The sequence below is a fragment of the Microbacterium sp. BG28 genome, assembly GCF_034044005.1.
Taxonomy (GTDB): domain Bacteria; phylum Actinomycetota; class Actinomycetes; order Actinomycetales; family Microbacteriaceae; genus Microbacterium.
In genome coordinates this window covers 616,731-637,098 of record NZ_JAXCHA010000001.1, presented here as the reverse complement: position 1 = coordinate 637,098, position 20,368 = coordinate 616,731, and the positions used below count along the sequence as shown (strand labels likewise).

Genomic DNA, 20,368 nt, shown 5'->3' with positions numbered 1-20,368 from the left:
ACACTTCTGCGCAGCTGCGGCAGTGATTCTCTGTGGCGGATGCGGAAAAGTGTGGCAGTTGCGCACCTGCGACGCAGTTCGGGGGAAGGGAAACGGGCCGGTGGAGCGGAAGCGGCGCCGTGATCAGCGGCCGGAGGCGGCGGGGGTGGGGATGTGCACCCGGCCGAGGGCGGAGAGCAGATCCTTCGCGCCGGAGTCGATGACCGTCGTGTAGCCGAGACGGCCGGCCTCGGTGCGGCGCTGGGCCAGCTGCGCCACCGGACGCACCTCGCCGGTGAGGCTCAACTCGCCGATCGCGGCCACCTGGTGCCCCACGGGGCGATCGGTCGCGGCGCTCGCGATGGCGAGCGCGATCGCGAGGTCGGTGGCTGGCTCGGTGATCTTCAAGCCGCCGACGGTCGACACGTAGATGTCGCGCTCGCCGACCCGCAGCCCGGTGCGTCGCTCCAGCACGGCGAGGATCATCGCCACCCGTGACGACTCGACGCCGTTCACGACACGGCGCGGGTTAGGCCCGGATGCGGTCACGACGAGCGCCTGGATCTCGACCGGCAGCGCGCGGCGCCCCTCGAGGGCGACCGTCACGCAGGTGCCGCTCACGGGAGCGCCCTTGCTGAGGAACAGGCCCGAGGGATCCGGGACCTCACTGATGCCGTCTCCGGTCATCTCGAAGCAGCCGACCTCGTCGGTGGGGCCGAATCGGTTCTTGAGCGCGCGGACGAACCGCAGCGACGTCTGCCGGTCGCCCTCGAAGTGGCAGACCACGTCGACGAGATGCTCGAGCAGGCGGGGTCCGGCGATCGAGCCGTCTTTGGTCACGTGCCCGACGATGAGCACCGGCAGCGCGCGCTCCTTCGCGATGCGGATGAGGGTCGCCGCCACCTCGCGCACCTGGCTGGGGTGTCCGGCGAGACCCTCGCTGAGCGAGGAGGAGACCGTCTGCACGCTGTCGACGATGAGCAGCGACGGCTCGACGTCGTCGATGTGGCCGATAAGGGTGGCGAGGTCGGTCTCGCTGGCGAGGTACAGCTGATCGTGCAGCGCACCCGTGCGCTCGGCGCGAAGGCGCACCTGCGCTGTCGATTCCTCCGCGCTCACGTAGAGCACACGGTGCCCGTCGCGTGCCGCGCGGGCGGCGACCTCGAGCAGCAGGGTCGACTTGCCCACGCCGGGCTCTCCGGAGAGCAGGATGGCCGCACCGGGCACGATGCCGCCGCCCAGTACCCGGTCGAACTCGGCCACGCCGCTCGCACGCCGGGGAGATTCCGCCGTCGTGAACTCGGTGATCGGACGGGCCGCGCGTGCGGCGGTGGGGCTCACGGGCGTGAGCGAGCGCATCACGCCCGTCGGCTGCGCCGCCTCGACGACGGTTCCCCACTGCTGGCATTCGCCGCAGCGGCCCGCCCACTTCGCCGTCGTCCACCCGCATTCGGTGCAGCGGAAGGGCGCGGGAGCGGGGCGACGGGTGGCCATGGTCTCAGGCTACGCGGCGCCTGGGACATCCCCGCCGCCGCGACGCCTCAGTCGGCCGCGGAGACGGAGACGAAGTCGCCCGGCTTGGTTCCGCCGCTCGGCGAGAAGAGGATGCGCTGGATGTTGCCCGCATCCGCCGGGTCGAAGAGCAGGGGGCGGCGTGAGCCGGTGATGGGAAACTGCTTCGTCGGCGCGACGACGATCGACTTCACCCAGCGGCTCGTTCCCTCGGTGTCCTCGAAACGCAGCGTGACCTCCGCCATCATCCGGGAAGAGTTCGGCTCCCGAAGCGGGGCGTCGGTGACCTCGGCCTCGACTTTCGCGCCGCTGCGGAGCAGCCGCGCGGCGAGCTCGCTGTTGAGGCGGCGGCGCTTCTCGGCGCCCAGTCGGCCGAGCAACGTGAGCAGGGTCAGGAGCGCGAAGATACCGGGCAGCCACCACTGGGCGGCGTACATGATCCATGCGCCCGCATCCCAGCTCTCGTTCTGTCCGAAGGTCGGGTCGACCGCGATGCCCACGGCGTCCGGGTTCGTCCACAGCGTGGTGGCGTACCAGGACCCGAGGGTGAGACCCGCCAGCACGATGGGCAGAGGTCCCAGGAACGCGTAGCCGTCGGTGCGTCCGGAGTAGCGGTGATTCCAGGTGCTGTAGCCGCCGACCATGATGATCGTGGCGACGATGCCGATCGGCAGCGACCAGCTGCGCAGCCAGATCGGGATGGCTGTGTCCCACGTGCTGAAGACGCTGTTGAGGCTCATCACGCGGAACTGGTCGACGAACCCGCCGATACCGAAACCGATGACCGCCGTCGTCGCGAGCGACGCGACACCGAACACGAGCGTCGCGATCAGAGCCGTCGTGCTCCCCCGGTACTTCTCGTTTCGGCGGGCTTCCTTCTCGCGGGGATCGATGAGGCTCATCATTCCAGCGTATCCATGGCCGGGCTCACGACGAGACGGCCGGACGCCGAAGATAAGGATGCGTGGCGACGGCCGCCGGGAACGCCGAGGAGGGGGGTCCTCGGCGTGCCTCGGGCGGATCATCGCCGCCACGCACCCCGACCCGGGCGCCGCTTCGCGGGGCGAAGGCGGCACCCGGGGGTCTCACCCGCTCAGCACCCAGCCTCCGACGAGTTCGGAGCTGAACGGAACGGAGTAGGCCATGAGTGCGCCCGCCTGCGCGTCGCGGAAGATGCGCTGGATGGGGGAGGAGACGAGGAACCCGCCGCCCCCGCCGATGCGCACCGCGAGGGCGGCCGTACGCTTGGCGACCTCGTTGGCCAGCATCTTCGTCTCGGTCGCCGCGGGCATCGCCTCGGGTGAGCGCTGGTCGGCGAGCCACGCCGTGCGCTGGGCCATCAGCGTGGCCGCGGTCAGCTCCGCCCATGCCATGCCGGTCTCCTGGCGGACCCAGGTCGCGTCGGCGAGGCTGGTGCCGCCGCGCACCTTGCCGGCGGTCACAGTGATCGCGTCGATCGCGGATGCGGCGATGCCGAGCGAGAGGAACGCGAAGCCGACCGTGATGAGGTTCGCGTACTCGGGGGCCGGCGGTCCGGTCAACCGTGAGCGCAGCAGGGGCGTGCCCTCGAAGAGGATCGTGCGGCTGCGGGTCGCCCGCATCCCCATCGTCTCCTCGATCGGCGGGAACGAGACGGTGTCGTCGACGGTCACGCCGAAGAAGGCGGGGGCGCCGTCGATCCGGGCGTTGAGGAACAGATGATCGGCCGCCTCGGAGCCCGAGACGAACAGCTTGCGGCCGGTCAGCGACCAGTCCTGGCCCACCGCATCCGCGTCCTGCTGGGACGCCAGGAAGTGATTGCCCCCGGCCGGCTCGCTCAGGGCGTTCGCGAACCGCTTGCTGGCCTTCAGCTCTGCGGCGAAGAAGGCGGCCTGTTCGTCGGAGGAGAGAGTCACGAGGGCGTGCGCCGCTCCGAGGTGCATGAGCCACACGGTGGCCACCGCCGGGTGGGCCGTGGCGAGCGTCTGCACGACGGCGCCGAGCGTGGCGTACGACAGCGCCTCGCCGCCGTGCTCGCGCGGCAGGAACGCGACATCCAGCCCCGAGGCCGCAAGGGCGCGCAGGTGCTCGATCGGCAGGCGCGCCTCGGCGTCGTCGGCGGCGACGGTCGCGGCGAAGCCGGCGGCGAGCTCGCGGGCGGTGTCGACCCAGTGCTGCTCGGCGGCGGGAGGGGCGACGGGGGACGGGCGGGTGAGCATGGACGGGTCCTTTCGGGTCAGGACAGGCGAAGGTGGGACAGCTGACGGCGCAGTTGGGCGCGGGAGGTGAGCACGAGCACGACGAGGGTGACAAGGTACGGCAGCGCCGTGTAGAGCTCGCTGGGAAGCTGGATGCTGGTCGACTGCGAGAGCAACGAGAAGCTCTGGAGGAAGCCGAACAGCAGGGCGCCCAGCGCGATGCCGATCGGGTTCATCCGGCCCATGATGACGATCGCGAGCACGATGTAGCCGCGTCCCGCCGTCATGTTGGGCGTGAACGAGCCGATCGCCCCGACGGCGATCACGGCGCCGGCGAGGCCGGCCGTCGCGCCGCCGATGAGCAGCGCCCGCGCCCCGACGCTGCGCGGGCGTACGCCGCGCAGCGCCGCGGATGCGGGGTCGGAGCCGGTGGCGCGCACCTGCAGGCCGAAGCGGGTGAAGCGCATGACGAGCCAGGCCGCAGCCAGCAGCACGAGTGTCGCGTACACGAGGGGGCTCTGTCCGAACAGCGCCGGTCCGATGAGCGGGATGTCGGTGAGCAGGCCCACATCGATCGACGAGATCGTCGGAACGCTCACGTTCGTGCGGCCGGCGGGGATCCAGAGCTGGAACAGGTAGGTCGACAGTCCGAGGCCCAGCATGGTGATCGCGAGGCCGACGACGATCTCGTTCGCCTTGAGCGTGTAGACCAGCACGTTCATGAGCAGCGCCAGGGCGATGCCGACGACTGCGCCGGCGACGAGGCCGAGCCAGGGGCCGAACGAGCTGCCGACATAGATGGCGGTGAACGCGCCGAGGATCATCATGCCCTCGATGCCGAGGTTGAGTCGTCCCGCGCGTTCGACGAAGCCCTCGCCGATCCCCGCGATCACGAGGGGCGCGGCCAGGGCGATGGCGCCGGCGAGGATCGACGCCCAGAGTGCGATGGTCATCGGGTGCCCTCCTCGGCAGCGGTCCCGGCCTCGACGACCGGTTCACCGGACGCGGCCGCCGCATCCGTGATCTCCTCGGCGGAGAACGCGCCGTCGTCGGGTGCCGGAGCCGGCCCCGGATGCGCGGGGGCGACGAGCCCCGGCCGCGACGCGGCGATCACCGCGACGCCCAGCAGCAGCACGCCCTTGATGACCTCCGCGATGGATGACGGGATCGTTCCGGTCGCCGACTGCATCCCGACCGCGCCGACAGTGAGGGCGGAGAAGAAGACCGCCGCGACGGCGATGCCGGCGGGAAGCAGGCCGCCGAGCAGGGCCACGGCGAGCCCGGAGAACCCGACGCCGCCCGAGACCGAGCCGAGTAGACGCTCGTTGACGCCCGCGATCTGCAGCCATCCGACGACGCCGGCACCCGCGCCGGAGACCAGCATGGTGCCGTAGAGGGTCCGCTGCCGCGTCGCGCCCAGGCGCAGCGCGAGTGCGGGGCGCTCGGCGAAGACGGCGACGCGGGTCGCCTGCCGCGAGCGACGCCACAACTCGAACAGCACCACGGCCACGACGACGAGCAGGATGCCGACGTGCGCGCGGGTGCCGGGGATGAGAGCGGGAAGGGCCGCCGCGTCGGGCAGACGCTCGCTCTGCGGTGTCGCCGTCGCCTCGCCGCTGGCGAGCCACGTGCGCAGTGTCCAGCCGAGGAAGCCGGTGGCGACGTAGTTCAGGAGGAGGGTGGAGAGGATGACGTTGACCCGCCAGCGCACCGCGAGCCAGGCCGGCACCAGCGCGAAGGCCGCTCCGCCGACGGCGCCCGCGACGAACCCGACCAGCGCGTAGACGGCGGCGGGGGCCGCATCCGACGTCGCGTCGCGCACCCAGAGGATGGCGGCGGTCGCGAAGATCGCGCCCATCGTGACCTGGCCCTCGGCGCCGACCGAGAACACGCCCGCCCGGAGCGCGGGGATCAGCGTCAGCGCGACGATCGCCACGGGAGCCGCCCCCACGAGCAACTCGCCCACGCGGTACGGCGAGCTCGAGACCCCCTCCACCAGCCCGCGCAGGCCCGTGAGCGGGTCGGCGCCGGCGAAGAGGATGAGTGCGACCGCCACCAGCACGACCGCGGCGACCACGCCACCGGTGAGGGCGACGGACCGCATCCGGGAGGAACGGATCACGCGTGCTCCTCGGGGTCATGGCCGCAGGCGTCGACGGGGCCGGGCACGAGCACGTCGACGAACTGCTGCGTCGCCGCGTCGATCAGGCCGAGCTCGGTCAGGCCGAGGTCGGGGACCACGTAGAGCCCCACGAACGACAGGATGATGTATGGCGAAGCGATCGTGCAGCCCAGCCCGTGGGTCGCCGCGTGCCCGGCCGCGAGCGCCGCGGCGGTCTCCTCGAACGGGGCGTCGCTCATCATCCCGCCCACCGGCAGCGCGACGCGGGCGAGGACCTCGCCGTCGGCGACCGTCACGAACCCGCCGCCCATGCGGCCCAGTTCCGCCACGGCGAGACGCATGTCGTCGTCATCCGCACCGAGCACCGCGATGTTCATGTTCGGGCAGTTCATCGTGATCGCGATCGCGCCGCGGCCGAGGCCGAAGCCCTTCACGAACCCGTGACCGGCCAGCGCCTCGCCGTGGTGACGGTCGACGACCGCGATCTTGAGCACGTCCTGCGAGGGGTCGGACACGACCTGGCCGTCCACGACCGGCAGGGACGCGGTGAACTCCCGCTTGAAGTAGCCGTTGTACATCTCCATCGCGCGCACGCGCACACGCGTGGTGCCCTCGGGGGCTGCGACGACCAGCAGATCGGCCGGGAGCTCCTCCGGCAGGTGCACCGTGTTGCGCGCCCAGTCCGGCAGGACGTCGGTGTTCTCGAAGAGGGCCACGCCGTCCCTGGCGACGAGGCGTCCGGCGACGACCACGGCCTCCGGTCGCACCTCGGCCAGGTCGCGGACGACCTGGAGGTCCGCGAGGCGGGAGGGGGCGAGCAGGCCGAGCACCTGGTCGAGCCGGTAGTAGTGCGCGGGCTGCGTGGTGGCCATGCGGTACGCGAGCTGCGGATCGACGCCGAAACGGATCGCCTGGCGCACATGGTGGTCGATGTGACCCTGCGTGTGCAGGTCGAGCGCGTGCTTGTCGTCTGCGCAGAAGCTCAGGTGGCGAAGCGCGGGCTCGATCGCGTCGAGATCGGCGAACAGGGGGACCGTGTTGTCGGCCAGCGACGAGCCCATGACGGTGATCATCGCGCCGAGGCGCGTGCGCTCCAGCACCTCGTCGACGGTGGACGCGTTGTGGTCGTCGCTGATGCCCGCCGCCAGGTAGCCCCAGAGCGACTCGTGGGTCTGGGCCGCCGTGTGGCCGGTGAGACGGCGACCCGCGACGAGCGCCTCGCGGAAACGACCGGTGGAGAGCTCGCCGTAGTCGAACGGGTTGGACTCGCCGAGGGTCGCGGTGTTGTCGTCGTAGAGGCGGGCCCGCACGACCTCCTCCGCGATGACCGCGCCGCCGCGCTCCAGCGCGAAAGAGGTGGGGGTGGTCGGCGAGACCTGCTGGAACACGTGCAGTGGCGTCGTCGTGGACAACGCCAGGTCCATTCCTCGCGCGCCCCAGACGTTCGCCGCACCGTTCGGGTCGGTGAGCACGGTGGTCGTGCCGCGGGCGACCGAGAGGCGGGCGAGCTCGCCCGGAGTGAGGTTCGTGTACTCGACGTGCAGGTGGGTGTCGATGAAGCCCGGCACGACGTGGCATCCGCGCGCGTCGATCTCGGCACCCGCCGTCGGCACGTGGTCCCACGGTGTCAGCGTCGCGATGTGCCGCCCCGCGATGAGCACGTCGCGCTCCAGCCACTCCTCGGTGCCGGGCGACTGCACGAGCCCGCCGCGCACGACCAGGTCGGGCGCCGTGTGCCCCGCCGCGACGGCGCGCAGGTGCACGAGCTCCTCGGTCGTCGGCAGCAGGTCGGTGAAGTCGGTCATGAGGGCTCCTCTTCAGGGTCGAGTCCTGCCATCGCGGCGCCGATGCGGGCGGTGGTCGCCGTCGCCGCGGGCAGGTCGGCGACGATACGTCCATCGAAGACGACGACGATGCGGTCGGCGAGGCCGCGGATCTCGTCGAGGTCGTGCGAGGCGACGGCGACGGCCGCGCCCGCCTCCGCGGCCTGGACGAGGCGGTCGCGGACGGCCTGGGCCGCCCGCAGATCCAGACCCTGGGTCGGGCCGTAGGCGAGCACGACGCGCGGAGCGCCCCCGGGCCAGCTGCGACCGAGCTCGCGCGCCGCCAGCAGCTTCTGTTGGTTGCCGCCGGACAGGCCGCCGGCGGCGAGCGTCGCAACGGCGGGGCGCACATCGAACGCGGTGAGGCGTTCGCCGGTCGAGGCGCGTGCTTCGCCGCGGGTGCGGCGATCGGTGCGCATGCCACTGGCAGCCTCGTACAGCGCCAGCGTGTCGCCGAGGGAGAGCGCGGGAACGAGCGCGTCGCTGCGCTCCTCGGGGATCCACGCCACGCCCCCGCGGAGCAGCTCGACGGCGGAGGGCGCCGTGCGTTGCTCGAAGACGAGGGATCCGGATGCGGGTGCCCGCAGCCCCGCCAGCACGTCGATGAGCGTGTTCTGGCCGCTGCCGGCGACGCCCGCGATGCCGACGATCTCGCCGGCGCGCAGTTCGAGCGACACATCCGTCAGGGCCGCATCCGTGTCGGACGAGGCGTGGACGCCGTGCACGGCGAGCACCGTCTCGCCCGGGACGCGGGGTGCGCGCACGGCGGGCTCTTCGAGGTCGCCGACCATGAGTCTGGCGACCTCGGCGGCGGACAGGCCGCGCGCGGGGCCGTGGTGCACGCGGCGTCCGTGCGACAGGACGGTCACCTCGTCGGCGACCGCACGCACCTCCTCGAGGCGGTGCGTGATGAGCACGATCGCCGTACCCAGGCCGCAGAGCGTGCGCAGATGCTCGAACAGGCCCCCCACTTCGCGGGGCCCGAGACTGGCGGTCGGTTCGTCCAGGATGAGGGTCGTCGCGCCCTCGGCGAGGGCCACGACGATCTCGCCGAGCTGGCGGTGCGCCTGGCTCAGTCGCGCGGTGGGAACGTCGAGCTCGACGCTCACGCCGGCGCGCTCGAGGGTGTCGGCCAGGGCCGCGCGCGCGGCACCGCGGCGGGCGATGCGCGTCGAGCCGACGAGCAGCAGGTTCTCCACGAGGCTCAGCTCGCCCACGAGGCTCAATTGCTGCGGGACCATGTTGACGCCGCTCCCCTTGCCGGCCGCGCGGTCGCGGGGCGCATAGGAGGTTCCGTCGAGGGTCATCGTGCCCGCATCCGCCGACTCGATACCGGCGAGGATCTTCGCCAGCGTCGACTTGCCCGCGCCGTTCTCCCCGACGAGGGCGTGCACGGTGCCGGCGCGCACGGCGAAATCGACGGCGTCCAGGGCGTGGACGGCGCCGAAGCTCTTGGAGACCGACCGGGCGACCAGCGCCCGGTCGGTCTCAGGGGTGGGGGTGGTCATCAGGAGATGGTGACACTTCCGTCTTCGAGGCCCGCGATGAGCTCTTCGACCTTCGATGCGACGTCGGACGGCACGGCACCGTCGACGCTGTTGATGTCCTGGTAGACCAGGCCGCCGTTCTCGAGCGTCGAGGTGACGCCCTTGCCCCCGAACTTCTTGTCCGCGACCTCTTCGACCCATGCCTTCACGATCGGGTACATGTCGAGATCGACCGTGGACACGTTGGTCTTGAGCGCCTCGGCGCCGGCGGCGGGCGAGACGCCCACGGAGAGGACGCCCGCCTTAGAGGCCGCAGCGCCGACACCGGCGGCGATGCCGTCACCGGTCGTGTAGACGAGCTTCGCGCCCTGACCGATGAGGCCCGTGGTCGCGGATGCCGCGGCCTCCGCGTCGTCGAAGCTGCCCGCGTAGACGACCGGGAGCAGCTCGGCCGACGGGTTGGCCGCGAGCGCGCCCTGCTGGAAGAACGAGTCCGTCGCCTTCACAAAGTCCAGCTCCAGGCTCTCCACGCGTCCGATCGGCGATGCCTGGGTGAGGCCCGCGATGTAGCCGGAGAGGTAGCCCACCTCGGGCGTGCTGTAGGTCCAGGTCTCGACGTTGTCGGTGTACTTGTCGAGGATGTCGGCGCCGCCCGATGCGGTGAAGTGGGTGTCCGGGAAGTCCTTGGCGACGGAGAAGATCGCGTCGCCGAGTTCGATGCCGTGCCCGATCACCAGGTCGAAGCCCTGGCTGGCGAAATCGGCGACGACAGGCTCGCTGGTGGCGGGGTCGGCCATCTGCTCGCGCAGCTCGTACGTGATGAGTCCCTCGTCTTGGAGCTTGGCGAGGGCGTCGGCCAGCGCCTGGTTGAAGGCGCCGTCGTTCGCGTTGCCGGGGGTGAGGGCGCCGACGCGGATCACGTGATCGGATGCGGCGGAGGACGACGTGGCGTCGGCGGTGCCGGAGCAACCGGCGAGTGCGAGCGCGGCCGTCGCGGCGATGGCCGCGGCGAGGAGGGGGCGAAGACGCATTGCGGTGTCCTTTCGGGTGGGTGTGGCGGGTTCGGGTGGTGCGGGTCAGGAGGTCGAGACGGTGAAGCCGGGGGCGAGGGTGGCGCCCACGAAGGCCGCGCTGTCGGGGGACCAGTGCGCGAGCACGGCTCCGGTGGCGCGGTCGAAGCACGGGTCGAGCCGCACATCGGCGGCGGCCGCATCCGGGTGCAGTGCGGCATCCGCCACGCAGACGACCGGCGTGCCGTGCAGGGTGCGGGCCGTTCCGGTGGCCGGCAGCCGCCCCTGGCGGTCGAGGGAGATGAGGGCGGCGGTCGCGAGGAAGCCGCGCAGTTGCGTGTCGTCGGCGCAGCCGGCGGCGTCCTTGGTGCAGCCCTCGGTCCAGGCGATGGTGCCGGCCGCATCCACCGAGACGGCGCTGCGCTGGGTGCCGAGGGCGGTGTCGCCCTGACCGATGACCTCGATGCGCGCCTGGAACGCGTCGCCGTCGCGGCGCACGTCGATGCGCTCGGTGTACAGCGGCTCCGACTTCGTGCCGGTGACCTGCCAGTGCGCATCCCAGCCGGCGACGAGCGGTGCGAGCTCGACGGAGGCGTCGGAGCGGACGAGGGCCGCGCCCGTCAGTGCCGTCGCCACGACGACCGCTCCTGCGCCGCACGCGGCGGCGAGGAGGGACAGGCGACGGCGACCGCTCATACCGGGGCGACCTCGCTCACGGCCGCGAGCTCGGCGTGCAGCCGGCTCTTCGTGTCGACGTCGGCGAACGACGCGTCGATGGAGCGCGCGGCGAAGCCGACCAGATCGGCGTAGTCGAAGCCGAACTGCTCGGCCGCCACGGCCCAGTCCGCCTCGAGCGTGGTGCCCAGCGGAGCCGGGTCGTCCGTGTTCAGCGTGACCGAGACGCCGGCGGCCAGCAGGCGCGGGAGGGGGTGGGAGTCCCAGTCGGGGTAGATGCCGAGAGTGAGGTTCGAGCGCGGGCACACGCCGAGGCTGATGCCGTCGGTGATGAGCCGGTCGATGAGGGCCGGATCCTCGATGGAGCGCACGCCGTGGTCGACGCGCTCCGCCTGCAGCAGCTCGACCGCATCCCACACGCCCTCGGGGCCGCTCGACTCCCCGGCGTGCACGGTGCGGCGAAGACCCTCGGATGCGGCGAGCGCGAACGCGCCGCGGAACTTCTCGCCGGTGCGGCCGGTGACCTTCTCGTCGCCGTCGACGGATAGGGCGATCACGCGACGCGGCCGGGCAGCGACGAGTTCTCCGACTAGGCGCTCCGCCTCGGCGCCGGACTGGTTGCGCAGCAGGGAGTACGCGACGCCCACCTGGCAGAGGCCGTCCTGCTGCGCCTCGTCGAAGCCGGCACCGAACGCGTCGAGCAGATCGAGCTCGCGTCCGCGCCACGCGTTCCAGTGCGTGGGGTTGACGATGACGTCGCTGTAGCGGATGCCGGAAGCGCTCTGGCGTGCGGCGAACGCGTAGGCCACCCGGGCCGCCTGCGACGGGGTGCGCACCAGCCCGCACTGCCAGTCCAGGAACCGGAGGAAGCCGCTGAGGCCCGCCGAGCCCGCTCCTGCGCCACCGCCGGTGGTGACATCGGGTGCGGCGAACGCGTCGTGCGTGGAGATGTCGAAGAGCGTGGCGGCGGGCCCCGGCAGGGCGACGTCGTTCTCCTTCGCCAGCGTCAGCATGTCGAGCAGCGAGAACGTGCCCTCCAGGTGCACGTGCACCTCGGCCTTGGGCAGCGCGCGGATCGCCGTCTCGTCGATGCGTGCGACGTGGTTCTGCGACATGGGTCCCCTTCGGATGCGGGTGGGAGGTACAGCGGCACGCTATCCGCTTCGCGCAACTTGTCGACAAGTGGAGTGAATCTCGTTCGCGACTTGTAACACCCGCGTAATGCTCACCCCGGATTTTGGCGGATCTGGCCGCTACGGTGAAAGTCGGTTCGTAGCACTTGTTCACAAGGAGAGATTCGTGACGCATCCACTGACAGAGGCCGACCTCGCCCATCTGCGCCAGAGCATCCAGGTCGCCGAGGATGCGGTCGCGCACGGCACGCACCCGTTCGGTTCGATCGTGGTGAGCGCGGCGGGAGAGGTCGTCTCCTCGTGCGGCAACAACTCGCTGCCCCCGGAGGGTGACCCCACTCAGCACGCCGAGCTGCAGGCGGTCGCCGCCGCGTTCCGGGTGCTGGGGGCGGACGGGATGAAGGGCTCGACGCTGTTCACGAGCGCCGAGCCGTGCGCGATGTGCTCCGGTGCCGCGTACTGGTGCGGTATCGACCGTGTGGTCTACGCGCTCAGCGAGCACCGCCTGCTGGAGCTGACGGGCGACCACCCCGAGAACCCGACCTTCTCACTGCCCTGCCGCGAAGTGTTCGCGCGCGGTCAGCGCGAGATCGAGGTCGTCGGACCACTGCTCGAGGACGAGGCCGCGAGGGCGCACGTCGGCTTCTGGGTCTGACCGGGCTCAGACGCCGCCCCAGGGCGGGCGGACGGTGCGCACGAGCGAATACGACACGATGTCGGGCGCGTGGTACTCGAAGCTGTGCATGAGGCGGCGCCCGCTGGCTCCGATCCCCACGATCTCGGAGGTCATGACGGGGGAGCCCTCCGCCCGCTCGAACAGCGCGGCGAGTTCGCCGTGGAGGGTGGTGACGCCCGGCGTCGACACCTCCCAGATCACCGGCTCGCCCCAGACCTTCGCGGCTGCGGTGAAGACGGACTCGTCCGGGTCGAAGCTGCGCTCCGCGCCGTCCAGTGGAAGAAGATCGTCGGCGATCATGGCCACGACGCCGTCGGCGCGCCAACGCTTGCGCACCGCGAGTGCGGGCATTTCGGCCGCGAGCTCCATGAGCGCGCCGGCGTCCGGGCCGAGGGCCCTCGTCCCGCTGGAGAGTGTCTCGACCTCCGACTGGTAGCCGAGGCGGTCGAGCAGGTCGGTGTGCTCGAACTGCTCCTCCAGGCGCACGCTCAACCGCAGCGCGATCGGGTCCACGGTCGTCACCGAACCTTGCCTGCGGCGCACGATCCCCTGCGCCTCAAGGGCGGCCATCGCGTTGCGCAGCTGCTGTCGCGTGCACTCGAGGCGCGCGGTCAACTCCAACTCGCCCGGGAGGGGCGTGCGGCTGGCGGCTGCCTCGCGCACGAAGCGCAACAGGCCGTGCAGAACGCGAAGGTGGGCGCGATCGCCGAGCGGGCGAGGCAGCGGCAGATACGTCACAGCGGGACCTTCCGGGTCGCGAGCACGGCTGAGAACATCATGGCGCAGTCGCGGTGGGGATCTGAAGGATCGGAAGTCCCGCGGATCCCGGATGCGGACGCCGCTCCAGGACGGGCGAGAGGATCTCGTCCAGCACCACCTCGACGACGTAGTGCGTCTCGCCCGAGAGCAGGTGCCCCGCGTAGGCGTGCGCGGCGTCGTCCTTCACCCCGACCGCCACGTGCACGTGGACGACGAGCGCGCCGTCGGATGCGGTCGTGATCGTTCCCGAGCCGAGGCCCTCAGTGTAGGGCACGTCAACGGCCGTCGGCATGGGGGCCTCGGGATCGGCGGCGGGGGTGTGGGCCGCGATGAGACGCACGGTGCGAAACGCTCCGCTGAACGTCGAGATCGCGGCCTGGGCGATGCCGTGCCGACGGCAGGCATCGGCGAGAGAGGTGAGGATCTCGTCCCCGGGCTCGAGCACCACGACGACACGGCGCCCGGTCTGGATCTCGGCGGTCTGCATGGGAGCTCCTCGTGGGCTGCTTGTCGATAAGTGAGCGTTCCCACGGCGCGGGATCGATTGCTCAGATCATGCCGGATGGCGATTTCCTGCGTGTTGCTCGTGTTTCGCTTCGGTAAATATTCCGCCGAATGTCAACACTTGTCGATTTGTTGGCCATGTTCCTCGGTATCGTGACGATCGGTCAGCGTTGCCCACCCCGTCCCCCTTTGCCCTCCTCGCCCCCGGGAGATCGCCGTGTCCACGCCTGTCACCACCCCCGTCCTCCACGTCTGGGACGGCGAACGAGAGGTGGGCGCTGCCCGTCTGTCCTGGCAGGACGGACGCATCACGGCCGTCGAGAGCGCCGAGGGCACTCCCGAATACAGCCTCATCCCGGGCCTGATCGACACGCACGTGCACCTCGACGCGTCCGCCGCCCCCGGCGCCGACTGGCTCACGTGGCCACTCATCACGCCCGCGGCCGAGCGCTCCCTGCACGTCCTCGCCCACACCCGGCGCGCGGCTGCCGCGGGCGTCACGACCCTGCGCGATCTGTCGGGCAGCGAGGTGCAGTACGCCGTGGCCCGCGCTCTGGAGGCCGGCCTCGTCCCGGGGCCCCGTCTGCTCGTGAACGGTCCCGTCGGCATGACGGCCGGCCACGGCGACCTGTTCACGCCGCCGCACTACCCGCACCGTCCGCCGGTGGCCGACTCGCCCGACGAGTGTCGCAAGCTCGTGCGCCAGTGGGCGCGCGCCGGTGCGGACGGCATCAAGATCTACACGAGCGGCGGCGTGCTCTCGATGGGCGACAAGGTCGGCTGGCGCAACCAGACGGATGCGGAGATCGCCGCGACCGTCGACGAGGCGCACGCTCTGGGCATGCTCGTGGCCGCCCACACGCACAGTGCGGAGGGCGTCGACATCGCCCTGCGGTTCGAGGTCGACTCGCTCGAGCACGGCACCGGCATCGAGGAGCGTCACTGGGAGACCCTCATCGAGCGCAACGTACCGATCGCTCCCACCCTGCTCATCAACGACGCGATCGCCGATCGCCGTATCCCGGTCAGCGACGAAGCGGCCGAGAAGGCGCGCGCCGTGGTGATCGAGCGGGACGCGAACTTCACCGGCGCAGCCGCGGCGGGTGTGCGCTTCGTGCTCGGCACCGACGCGAACGGCGTCATGGTGCGCTTCGGCGACCAGCTGGAGGAGCTCCGCCTCATGAAGACGGCCTTCTCGTGGAGCTCCGAGCGCGCGCTCATCGCGGGCACCTCGGATGCCGCGGACGCGGTGCGCCTGACCGGCACCACCGGACGCCTGAAGGCCGGTCTCGGTGCCGACTTCCTCGTGGTCCGCGGCAAGCCCTGGCAGGACATCGAGACCCTGCGCCCCGAGAACCTCGTGGCCGTCGTCGCCCGCGGTGAGCTCGTCGCCGGCGCTCTTCCCCTCTGACCTCCCCCCATGCACCACCCGACCCCTTCCCCGCATCAAGGAGATCCCGTGACCCTCATCCGATCCGGTGGCGCCCGACGCGTCGCCCTCCCGCTTCTCGCGGGACTCGCCGTGGCGACCCTGGCCGGCTGTGCCGCCTCGGCACCCGCCGCCGACTCTGCGACCCCCGCCGCCGATCTGCCGCAGGACATCGTTTTCGCGCTCAAGGAGGACCCGACCTGCCTCGACCCGCAGCAGACGTCGGTGACCACCTCGCTCATCGTCGGCCGTCAGCTGACCGACTCGCTGCTCGACCAGAACCCCGACACCGGTGAGATCGTGCCGTGGCTCGCGAGCGACTGGACCGTCGCGGACGACCTCACCTCCTACAGCTTCACCCTGCGTGACGGCGTCACCTTCAGCGACGGCACCCCGCTGACCTCGGAGGCGGTGGCCGCGAACTTCGACGCGATCAAGGCGCTCGGCGCATCCGCATCCCTCGCCAACGGCTACCTCGCCGGTTACGCGGGGACCGACGTCAAGAGCGACACCGAGTTCACGGTGAACTTCTCCGCTCCCAACGTGCAGTTCCAGCAGGGCGCCACCACGATGTCGCTCGGCATCCTCTCGCCCGCCACGGTCGCCGAGACCGCCGAGGCGCGCTGCCAGGCCGTCGTCGGCACCGGTCCGTTCGTGCTCGACTCGTACGTGCCCAACGACGCCGTGAAGATCGTCAAGCGCGACGGCTACGACTGGGCGTCGTCGCTGCGCGGTCACGAGGGCGAGGCCTACCTCGACTCGGTCACCTTCCCGATCATCACCGAGCCGTCGGTGCGCACCGGTGGCCTCGAGTCCGGTGAATACGACGTCATCCAGGACGTGCCGTACGTCGACGAGGCGCGCTTCGCCGGTGACAAGTACCACCTGTACGCGAAGGCCAACCCCGGCGTTCCCAACTCGCTCGTCGTCAACACCTCGCGCGGCGTGCTCGCCGACGAAGCGGTGCGCCAGGCGGTCACCAAGGGCCTCGATCGCGACAAGATCAACGTGCTCGCCGGCTCCATGAGCGGCAAGGCGCCCACGAGCGTGCTGACCTCCTCGACCCCCGGCTACACCGATCTCGGCGACACCCTGGCCTTCGACGCGGATGCCGCGAAGAAGCTGCTCGAGGACGACGGGTGGACGCTCGGATCCGACGGCATCTACGCGAAGGGCGGCCAGCCGCTCAGCTTCACGGTCACGGCGTTCTACGCGCAGGACGTGCTCGAGGCGGCGCAGATCCAGCTCAAGGAGATCGGCATCGACATGCAGCTGAAGATGGTCTCCTCCGGTGACTTCTTCGGCGCCATCGCCTCCGGCGACTACGACGCCCTCGGCGCGGGTCTGACCCGCACCGACCCCGACGCGCTGCGCACCCTGCTGTCGACGGCATCGCCCTCCCGCTGGGGCATCGTCGACGACGCGGAGCTCGAGGGTCTCCTGCAGAAGCAGTCCCAGACGGCCGACGTCGCCGCCCGTCAGAAGATCGTCGACGAGATCCAGCAGATCGTCGCCGAGCGTGCCTACGTGATCCCGACGCTGGAGACCGTGCAGCTGCACGGCTCGCGCGCCGGCGTCGAGGGCATCACCTTCGACTCGGCTTCGCGTCTGCACCTCTACGACACCGCGGTGGTCTCGAACTGATGACCATCTCCGAGCAGCGCGTGGCCTCAGCGGGAGGGCGGGCACAGTCGATCGCCCGCTTCCTGATCCCGAAGATCGTGCAGTGCCTCTTCGTGATCTGGGCGACCTACACCGTCGCCTTCCTGCTGATCCACGCGCTGCCCGGGGACCCCGTCCTCGCCGCGCTCTCCTTGCGCGGCGGCGACGCCACCACGACCGACCCCGCCCAGCTCGCGGCGCTCCGCGAGCGCTACGGGCTGGACGGGCCGGTCTGGCAGCAGTACATCGTCAACTTCCTCGCCCTCTTCCGCGGCGACCTCGGCATCTCGATCGCGACGGGCCAGCCCGTCGTGGAGATGATCGGCCGGGCTTTCCCGAACACCGCCGCGGTGGCCGTCTTCGCGCTCGTGGTCGGCTTCGTCGCGGCCCTCGCATTCACCGTCTGGGCCTACATCGCGCGCCCCGCGTGGATGCGGGCGTTCGTCACCCAGATCCCGCCGCTCGGCATCGCCATCCCGGCGTTTCTGTCGGGGCTCGTGCTCATCAGCGTGTTCTCGTTCGGACTCGGATGGTTCCCCGCATCCGGCACCAACGGCTTCGTGAGCGTCGTGCTGCCGGGCATCACCCTCGCGCTGCCGACCGGAGCCATCTTCTTCCAGGTCTTCTCGGCCGCGGTCTTCGACGCCGGCGCCAGCCCCTTCGTGTTCACCGCCAACGCGAAGGGCCTCGCCCAGCGCACCGTGGTGGTGCGGCACGTGCTGCGCAACGCCCTGCTGCCCTCGATCACGATCATCGGCCTGCAGATCGGCTACCTCGCCGGCGGCACCGCCGTGGTCGAGACGGTGTTCTCCCGAGACGGCATCGGCCGCCTCACCGTCGACGCCGTGCTCGCCCGCGACGTGAACGTCGTCCTGGGCGTGGTCGTCGTCGTGGCCACCGTGTACGCCATCGTCACCCTCATCGTCGACGGGCTCTACGGCGTGATCGACCCGCGTACCCGAACGCGGCTCGTCGGACGAAAGGCGGGTGCGCGATGAGCATCCTTCGCAGACCCGGCCTCCTGCTCTCCCTCCTCCTTCTGCTGCTGACACTCGTCGCGGTCGTCGCCCCGCAGCTGCTCGCCCCCTACGATCCGTACGACTCGGTGGGAACCGCCCGGCTCGAGCCGCCGAGCGCGGAGCACCTGTTCGGCACCGACCACCTCGCGCGCGACGTCTTCTCGCGCGTGATCTACGGTGCCCAGCTCTCTCTGTCCTCCGCCGTGCTCGCCGTCGTCGCGGGTGTGCTCATCGGTTCCATCGTCGGTCTCGTGTGCGGCTACGTCGGCGGACCGCTCGACTTCGTGGTCATGCGCTTCGTCGACGTGCTCATCGCGATCCCCGGCATCCTGCTCGCGCTGATCGTCGTCGCCTCGCTCGGGTTCGGTCCGCTCTCGATCGCCCTCGGTGTCGGACTCGGCACGGCCGGGTCGTTCGCCCGCGTCATGCGCTCACAGGTGCTGCGCGTGCGCAGCGAGGAGTACGTCGAAGCGGCCCGGACGCTCGGCGCCCGCGGCCCCGCGATCCTCGTGCGTCACGTGATGCCGAACGCGGCGCGGCCCATCATCGCGATGGCCTCGCTCGAGCTCGCCCTCGCCATCCTCTCGGTGTCGGCGCTGAGCTTCCTCGGCTTCGGCGCTCAGCCGCCGGCGCCCGAATGGGGAGCGCTCGTGTCGGCAGGGCGCGACTTCGTCGCCATCGCGCCCTGGCTGAGCCTGCTGCCCGGCGCCGTCATCCTCGCGGTCGTCCTCTCCGTCAACCGCGTCGCCCGCTTCATCGGAGGTGACCGATGACCGCTCCTCTTCTGCGCGTCACGGATCTGCGCGTCGATTACGGCACCGGACGCCGTGCCCACCGTGCGCTGCGCGGCATCGACCTCGAGGTGAACCCCGGCGAGATCGTCGCCGTTGTCGGCGAGTCGGGATCCGGCAAGAGCACGATCGCCCACGCGCTCGTGAAGCTCCTGCCCGCCGAGGCGCATGTGCGCGGCGGATCGATCGCCTTCGACGGCACCGAGATCACCACCGCGTCGGCGTCGGCGCTGCGCCGCATCCGGGGCGGACGGATCGGCTTCGTGCCGCAGGATCCCTCCCACAGCTTGAATCCGCTGATGCGCGTGGGTGAACAGATCGCCGAGACGCTGCGGCGCCACCGCGGCCTGTCGCGGACGGATGCGGCCCGACGCGCCGTGGAGATCATCACCGAGGTGGGCGTGCCCGAGGCCGCGCTGCGCGCGGGCCAGTACCCGCACGAGCTCTCGGGCGGCCTCCGCCAGCGCATCCTCATCGGCATCGCGTGGGCGTGCGAGCCCGCGCTCGTGATCGCGGACGAGCCGACCAGTGCGCTGGATGCGACCGTGCAGCGCCACGTGCTCGATCGGATGCAGGCGCTCGCCGAGGCGCACGGCACCGCCGTGCTGCTGGTGACGCACGACCTGGCGGTCGCCGCCGACCGCGCCGACCGCATCGTCGTGGTCGAGAAGGGCGAGATCGTCGAGAGCGGTCCGGCTGAGCTCGTGCTGGCAGATCCGACGCATCCGTACACGCAGCGCCTGGTCGCCGCAGCCCCCGGCCTCAACGCGCGACGGCTCACCCCGTCGGCGAGCGTCGTGGACCGCGTCGTGCCTGACAGCGGCGCGCCGCTGCTGGAGGTCTCGGGCCTTGGCAAGACGTACGGCGGTAGCCGCGGCAACCGCGCCGTCGAAGCCGTGGACTTCTCCATCGCGCGCGGGACGACGTTCTCGCTCGTCGGCGAGTCGGGTTCGGGCAAGAGCACGACGGCGCGCATGGTCGCCAGGATCATCCCGAGCGACGAGGGTGAGATCCGTTTCGACGGTGAGAACATCACCGATCTCCGGGGCTCGGCGCTGCGCGAGCTTCGCCGCCGCATCCAGGTCGTCTACCAGAACCCCTTCGGCTCGTTGGATCCGCGGATGAGCGTGGCGAAGCTGATCGCGGAGCCGTTGCAGGCGTTCGGCGTTTCCCGCGCGGAGCGCACCTCGATCGTGCGCGACCTGCTCGGGCAGGTGCGCCTGTCGACCGACCTGCTCACCCGGCGTCCCGCCCAGCTCTCCGGCGGACAGCGTCAGCGCGTCGCGATCGCGCGCGCGATCGCCCTGCGTCCGGAGCTCATCGTGCTCGACGAACCGGTGTCCGCGCTCGACGTCTCGGTGCAGGAGCAGGTGCTGCAGCTGCTCGTCGACCTGCAGGCCGAGCACGGGCTGACCTACCTGTTCATCTCGCACGACCTCGGGGTGATCCGCCAGATCTCCGACCGCGTCGCTGTGATGCGTGGCGGACGCATCCTGGAGCAGGCGACGGCCGAGCGGATCTTCGACGCCCCGGCCGACCCGTACACGCGGGAGCTGATCGGCGCGATCCCCGGCGCCGCCGCCGCCGACTGACCGCCCGCGCGGGCGCGG

Annotated in this window: 18 protein-coding genes; 6 read left to right on the top strand and 12 right to left on the bottom strand. The window is 71.2% G+C overall.

What is annotated here, in order from left to right; all coding sequences use genetic code 11:
* Positions 1 to 123 precede the first annotated feature (123 nt).
* The 10 genes from radA to add all read right to left on the bottom strand — a co-directional run bounded on the left by radA (position 124) and on the right by add (position 11,900).
* Positions 124 to 1,473 carry a DNA repair protein RadA gene (gene radA / locus SK224_RS03225; protein ID WP_320433353.1) on the bottom strand — a complete coding sequence of 450 codons (1,350 nt, stop codon included), beginning with the start codon at positions 1,471 to 1,473 and terminating at the stop codon, positions 124 to 126.
* 47 nt (positions 1,474 to 1,520) lie between these two features.
* Entirely contained in the window at positions 1,521 to 2,393 is an 873-nt protein-coding gene (locus SK224_RS03220) for a hypothetical protein (protein ID WP_320433352.1), read from the bottom strand.
* Positions 2,394 to 2,576: 183 nt separating this feature from the next.
* Positions 2,577 to 3,689 (bottom strand): acyl-CoA dehydrogenase family protein, encoded by a 1,113-nt coding sequence (locus SK224_RS03215; protein ID WP_320433351.1) that lies wholly within the window; start codon positions 3,687 to 3,689, stop codon positions 2,577 to 2,579.
* A 17-nt stretch (positions 3,690 to 3,706) separates the two neighbouring features.
* Positions 3,707 to 4,621, bottom strand: a complete 915-nt coding sequence (locus SK224_RS03210) for an ABC transporter permease (RefSeq protein WP_320433350.1) — start codon at positions 4,619 to 4,621, stop codon at positions 3,707 to 3,709.
* Positions 4,618 to 5,790 (bottom strand): ABC transporter permease subunit, encoded by a 1,173-nt coding sequence (locus tag SK224_RS03205; RefSeq protein WP_320433349.1) that lies wholly within the window; start codon positions 5,788 to 5,790, stop codon positions 4,618 to 4,620. The genes SK224_RS03210 and SK224_RS03205 overlap by 4 nt, the downstream gene beginning before the upstream one ends.
* On the bottom strand, positions 5,787 to 7,595 hold the full coding sequence (locus SK224_RS03200; protein WP_320433348.1) for an adenine deaminase C-terminal domain-containing protein: 1,809 nt from the start codon (positions 7,593 to 7,595) through the stop codon (positions 5,787 to 5,789). Before SK224_RS03200 ends, SK224_RS03205 begins: the two co-directional genes overlap by 4 nt.
* Positions 7,592 to 9,121 (bottom strand): ABC transporter ATP-binding protein, encoded by a 1,530-nt coding sequence (locus tag SK224_RS03195; RefSeq protein ID WP_320433347.1) that lies wholly within the window; start codon positions 9,119 to 9,121, stop codon positions 7,592 to 7,594. The genes SK224_RS03200 and SK224_RS03195 overlap by 4 nt, the downstream gene beginning before the upstream one ends.
* A complete protein-coding gene (locus SK224_RS03190; protein WP_320433346.1) occupies positions 9,121 to 10,131 on the bottom strand; it encodes a BMP family ABC transporter substrate-binding protein in 1,011 nt (336 codons plus the stop codon). Before SK224_RS03190 ends, SK224_RS03195 begins: the two co-directional genes overlap by 1 nt.
* Positions 10,132 to 10,176: 45 nt before the next feature.
* On the bottom strand, positions 10,177 to 10,806 hold the full coding sequence (locus tag SK224_RS03185; protein WP_320433345.1) for a hypothetical protein: 630 nt from the start codon (positions 10,804 to 10,806) through the stop codon (positions 10,177 to 10,179).
* Complete coding sequence (add, locus tag SK224_RS03180) at positions 10,803 to 11,900, bottom strand: adenosine deaminase (protein WP_320433344.1); 1,098 nt, start codon at positions 11,898 to 11,900, stop codon at positions 10,803 to 10,805. Before add ends, SK224_RS03185 begins: the two co-directional genes overlap by 4 nt.
* A gap of 184 nt (positions 11,901 to 12,084) precedes the next feature.
* Here add and SK224_RS03175 point away from each other — a divergent pair, with 184 nt between their 5' ends.
* Positions 12,085 to 12,573, top strand: coding sequence for a nucleoside deaminase (locus SK224_RS03175; RefSeq protein WP_320433343.1), 489 nt, complete (start codon positions 12,085 to 12,087; stop codon positions 12,571 to 12,573).
* A 6-nt stretch (positions 12,574 to 12,579) separates the two neighbouring features.
* Here the strand turns inward: SK224_RS03175 and SK224_RS03170 are convergent, their stop codons facing one another.
* Together SK224_RS03170 and SK224_RS03165 are read right to left on the bottom strand one after the other, a co-directional pair.
* Complete coding sequence (locus SK224_RS03170) at positions 12,580 to 13,332, bottom strand: GntR family transcriptional regulator (protein ID WP_320433342.1); 753 nt, start codon at positions 13,330 to 13,332, stop codon at positions 12,580 to 12,582.
* A gap of 37 nt (positions 13,333 to 13,369) precedes the next feature.
* Entirely contained in the window at positions 13,370 to 13,840 is a 471-nt protein-coding gene (locus SK224_RS03165) for a PPC domain-containing DNA-binding protein (protein WP_320433341.1), read from the bottom strand.
* A gap of 234 nt (positions 13,841 to 14,074) precedes the next feature.
* Here SK224_RS03165 and SK224_RS03160 point away from each other — a divergent pair, with 234 nt between their 5' ends.
* From SK224_RS03160 to SK224_RS03140, 5 genes are read left to right on the top strand one after another with little or no spacing between them, the layout of a single operon-like run.
* Positions 14,075 to 15,268, top strand: coding sequence for an amidohydrolase family protein (locus SK224_RS03160; RefSeq protein ID WP_320433340.1), 1,194 nt, complete (start codon positions 14,075 to 14,077; stop codon positions 15,266 to 15,268).
* Between the two features lie 48 nt (positions 15,269 to 15,316).
* Positions 15,317 to 16,930: an ABC transporter substrate-binding protein gene (locus SK224_RS03155; RefSeq protein WP_320433339.1), complete on the top strand. Its 1,614-nt coding sequence runs from the start codon at positions 15,317 to 15,319 to the stop codon at positions 16,928 to 16,930.
* Positions 16,930 to 17,946 (top strand): ABC transporter permease, encoded by a 1,017-nt coding sequence (locus SK224_RS03150; RefSeq protein ID WP_320433338.1) that lies wholly within the window; start codon positions 16,930 to 16,932, stop codon positions 17,944 to 17,946. Before SK224_RS03155 ends, SK224_RS03150 begins: the two co-directional genes overlap by 1 nt.
* Complete coding sequence (locus SK224_RS03145; RefSeq protein WP_137418210.1) at positions 17,943 to 18,740, top strand: ABC transporter permease; 798 nt, start codon at positions 17,943 to 17,945, stop codon at positions 18,738 to 18,740. Before SK224_RS03150 ends, SK224_RS03145 begins: the two co-directional genes overlap by 4 nt.
* A complete protein-coding gene (locus SK224_RS03140; RefSeq protein ID WP_320433337.1) occupies positions 18,737 to 20,350 on the top strand; it encodes an ABC transporter ATP-binding protein in 1,614 nt (537 codons plus the stop codon). Before SK224_RS03145 ends, SK224_RS03140 begins: the two co-directional genes overlap by 4 nt.
* The last annotated feature ends 18 nt before the right edge of the window (positions 20,351 to 20,368 follow it).

What these genes read in the sequence shown, in the direction of transcription:
- SK224_RS03220 (WP_320433352.1), bottom strand. Translation starts at nt 2,393, where the DNA reads ATGAGCCTCATCGATCCCCGCGAGAAGGAAGCCCGCCGAAACGAGAAG.
- SK224_RS03145 (WP_137418210.1), top strand. Translation starts at nt 17,943, where the DNA reads ATGAGCATCCTTCGCAGACCCGGCCTCCTGCTCTCCCTCCTCCTTCTG.
- SK224_RS03215 (WP_320433351.1), bottom strand. Translation starts at nt 3,689, where the DNA reads ATGCTCACCCGCCCGTCCCCCGTCGCCCCTCCCGCCGCCGAGCAGCAC.
- SK224_RS03210 (WP_320433350.1), bottom strand. Translation starts at nt 4,621, where the DNA reads ATGACCATCGCACTCTGGGCGTCGATCCTCGCCGGCGCCATCGCCCTG.
- radA (WP_320433353.1), bottom strand. Translation starts at nt 1,473, where the DNA reads ATGGCCACCCGTCGCCCCGCTCCCGCGCCCTTCCGCTGCACCGAATGC.
- add (WP_320433344.1), bottom strand. Translation starts at nt 11,900, where the DNA reads ATGTCGCAGAACCACGTCGCACGCATCGACGAGACGGCGATCCGCGCG.
- SK224_RS03185 (WP_320433345.1), bottom strand. Translation starts at nt 10,806, where the DNA reads ATGAGCGGTCGCCGTCGCCTGTCCCTCCTCGCCGCCGCGTGCGGCGCA.
- SK224_RS03150 (WP_320433338.1), top strand. Translation starts at nt 16,930, where the DNA reads ATGACCATCTCCGAGCAGCGCGTGGCCTCAGCGGGAGGGCGGGCACAG.
- SK224_RS03200 (WP_320433348.1), bottom strand. Translation starts at nt 7,595, where the DNA reads ATGACCGACTTCACCGACCTGCTGCCGACGACCGAGGAGCTCGTGCAC.
- SK224_RS03190 (WP_320433346.1), bottom strand. Translation starts at nt 10,131, where the DNA reads ATGCGTCTTCGCCCCCTCCTCGCCGCGGCCATCGCCGCGACGGCCGCG.
- SK224_RS03195 (WP_320433347.1), bottom strand. Translation starts at nt 9,121, where the DNA reads ATGACCACCCCCACCCCTGAGACCGACCGGGCGCTGGTCGCCCGGTCG.
- SK224_RS03140 (WP_320433337.1), top strand. Translation starts at nt 18,737, where the DNA reads ATGACCGCTCCTCTTCTGCGCGTCACGGATCTGCGCGTCGATTACGGC.
- SK224_RS03165 (WP_320433341.1), bottom strand. Translation starts at nt 13,840, where the DNA reads ATGCAGACCGCCGAGATCCAGACCGGGCGCCGTGTCGTCGTGGTGCTC.